The organism is Streptomyces sp. NPDC054840, from assembly GCF_053611065.1.
On record NZ_JBSGZP010000760.1, the window covers coordinates 1 to 3,278 of the forward strand.

At 70.1% G+C, this 3,278-nt stretch carries 2 protein-coding genes; both read left to right on the forward strand.

What is annotated here, in order from left to right; translation table 11 throughout:
• Window positions 1–1,533, forward strand: a 1,533-nt coding sequence (locus tag ACWGIU_RS33555) for an ATP-binding cassette domain-containing protein (protein WP_453711883.1), incomplete at its 5' end; no start/stop codon positions are given.
• Window positions 1,534–1,746: 213 nt separating this feature from the next.
• Window positions 1,747–3,278: phospholipase D-like domain-containing protein (locus ACWGIU_RS33560; protein WP_453711884.1), on the forward strand; the 1,532-nt coding region annotated here is incomplete at its 3' end.

The following is a 3,278-nucleotide window of genomic DNA, read 5'->3' on the forward strand; positions in this document are numbered from 1 at the left end:
GTGTGGGCGTCGCCGCTGCTGCTCGCGCCGCCGCTGTTCAGCCGGGACGTGTACAGCTACCTCGCGCAGGGCGCCATGGTCGACGCCCACATGGACGTCGAACTCGCCGCCTACGACGCCCCCGACTTCACCGAGCGTTCCGAGGCCGCCGAGACCGGATCCGCCCGCTCCGCCATGCTGCTGCAGGATGCGCTCGGCTTCACCGGCGGCCTGATCGACATGGTCGCCGTGGCGTCCGTCCTCGCGGTGGTCCATCCCGCGCTGCTGCCGCTGCTCCTGCTGTCGGTGATCCCCCGCGGCCTCGGCTCGGTCTACGCCGCCCGCCTCGACTACCGGCTCCACAACCAGACGATCGCCTCCCGCAACATCAAGCACATGATGCGCTGGCACCTGACCACCCCGAAGCTCGCCGACGAGCTGCGCGGCAACAGCATGCGTCCGTACGCCCACCACTGGTACGCGGCGGTCTGCGAGCGCATCGACTCCAGGATGGTGAGCTCCGCACCCCGCTACCTGACCGTCCATCTGACCGCCGCCACCGCCTCGGGGGTCTTCGTCGTGGCGACCTACGGAGTCCTCGCCGGGCTCGTCGTGGGCGGGTACATGGCGATCGCCGCGGCCGGCACGGCGATCGTGGCCATGCGGACCTCCACCGCCGCCCTCTCGCAGCTCGTCGTCTACGGGGCGGCGATGTTCCAGCACGCCCTCTACCTCGGCGACTACACCGCCTTCGTCGCCGAGGCCGCCGAGAAGTCGGGACCGCGCGGCCCCCAGGTGATGGAGGTCGCGCCGCAGAAGATCCGCCTGGAGGAGGCCACGTACACGTACCCCGGCAAGGACAGCCCCTCGCTCGGACCGGTGTCCCTGACCCTGTCCCGGGGTGAGGTCATCGCCGTCGTCGGCGAGAACGGCGCGGGGAAATCCACCCTGATCCGGCTGCTGACCTCGCTGACCGCCCCGACCTCCGGCATCGTCTCCTGGGACGGTGTCCCCACCTCCGACGCCGACCAGCGCACCGCCTGGCAGCACGTCGGCCTCGTCACCCAGTCGTACGGGCACTGGCCCTTCTCCACCCGGGAGAACATCACGCTCGGCCAGCCCGGTCCGCGCGGTGAGGAGGCCGTCTGGGACGCCCTGGACGCGGTCGGTATGCGGGCGACCGTCCAGGAGTTCCCGGACGGCCTGGACACCCTGCTGGCCCGCTCGATCTGGGGCGGGCACGAGCCCTCCGGCGGCCAGTGGCAGCGCCTGGCGTGCGGGCGGGCGTTCCACCGGAAACCGGGTCTGCTGGTCATGGACGAGCCGACGTCCGCCATGGACCCGCGCGGCGAGCACATGGTGTTCTCCGGACTGCGGGACATGAAGGACGACCGGATCACGGTGATCGTCACCCACCGGATGGAGAACTGCCGCCTCGCCGACCGGATCATCGTCCTCGACGCGGGACGGATCACCGAGCAGGGCGGTTACGAGGAGCTGGTGCGACTGGACGGCTCCTTCGCCGAACTGGTCCGGCTCTCCCAGGACCGGTAGGCCGGTGATGTCCGGGGGATGTGTCGCGCTCCACGTCCCCCGGCCCACGGCCTCGGCGAGGGCGACGCCCTCGCGTCGTCATCCCTCAGCCGGTCGCGCGCGTGCGCAGGGAGGGGGCCGAGCGACGGGGAGGGGCCCGCCCGCGCCGGAGTGCGCTCGGCCCGGCGCGGGGTGAAGCTGGTCTTGACGTCCCGGGGACCGGGAGGCATGGGCATGAGAGTGCAGAGCAGTTCCGGGCCATTGCGCGTACAAGCCATCGCCGGGACCCATGTGGTGGTCCTGGGGTTCGACCACCATCGAGCCGCCATGAACGACGTACTGGGTTTTGGAGTCGAACGGTTCGACCACGCCGAAGGCCGGCACCGTTGGCTCGACAACCGCCTGCGCTTCCCACAGGCGAGGCGCCGGTGGGGGTCCAACTGGAACCCGTTCCAGACGTTCACCTGGGCCGACTACCGCGCCAAGCCAGGGCGGGCCTACACCTATCGGGTGCACGCCATGACCGGAACCCCAGGGGAGGAACTCACCCCGGTCTCGACCGTCGAGCTGCAGGTGCGGACCGAGGAGCCGGGCGTGCACGGTGTCTGGTTCAACCGTGGCGTGTACGCCTCGCAGGCGTACGCCGAACGCTTCAAGAACCTCCACCCGCGTTCCGTCCCCAACCGTGAGGCCTGGCGCTGGCTGTCGCGCGGCCTGGAGGAGGCACTGCTCGCCTTCATCGGCACGGCCGACGGCGACCGCGGGCAGCTGCGTGCGGCGCTGTACGAGTTCGAGTACCTGCCCGTGCTCGAAGCCTTCCGTGTGGCCGCGGACACGGGCGTGGACGTACAACTCGTCGTGTACGACCACCCGCACAACCGCGAAGCGGTCGCCGCCGCCGGTATCGACGACCTGGTCGTGACCTGGCGAACCCGGGCCACGATCCCGCACAACAAGTTCGTGGTCGCGAGCCACGAGGGTGCGCCCCGGGCCGTCTGGACCGGTTCGACCAACATCACCGAGAACGGGATCTTCGGACAGTCCAACGTCGGACACACCGTCACCGACGCCCCTCTCGCGCGGCAGTACCTCGACTACTGGGCCCAGCTCGTCGCGGACCCGTCCCCCGGCACCCTCAACAACTGGGTGGACGCCAGCAACCCGATGCCCGACCCCTGGCCCGCGGGCATATCGGTCGTGTTCAGTCCGCACACGCGCACCACGGCTCAGGACCGCTGGGCCGAGCTCTTCGGATCGGCCCAGGACCTGGTGTGCGTCACCTTCCCGTTCAACTTCGATCCCCGGTTCGCCGGCCAGCTCCCCGGCGACCACCCCGCGCTCCGCTGGCTGCTGTTCGAGAACGCCGGCACCGCCGACGCGCACCGCAGTTCGGTCACCGATCCCGAGACCGAGCTGGTGGCCTGCGGCCTTGTCGAGGAGGGCGGCCTGGCGGGGTGGGCTGCCGAGCACGACAACCCGTTCTCCAACAACATCGAGTACCTGCACACGAAGTACCTGCTGATCGACCCGCTCGGCGACGATCCGATCGTGGTCACCGGCTCGGCCAACTTCAGCAATCCCTCCGCGAACAAGAACGACGAGAACATGCTGGTGATCCGCGGCGACCACGGTCTCGCGGAGGTCTATTTCACCGAGTTCTCCCGCCTGTTCAACCACCACCGCTTCCGGGACTCGCTCCGCCTGGCCGCGCACCAGCCGACGCCCGGACCCGAGACGGGAGTCGAAGCTCCGGTGCCGCTCATCGC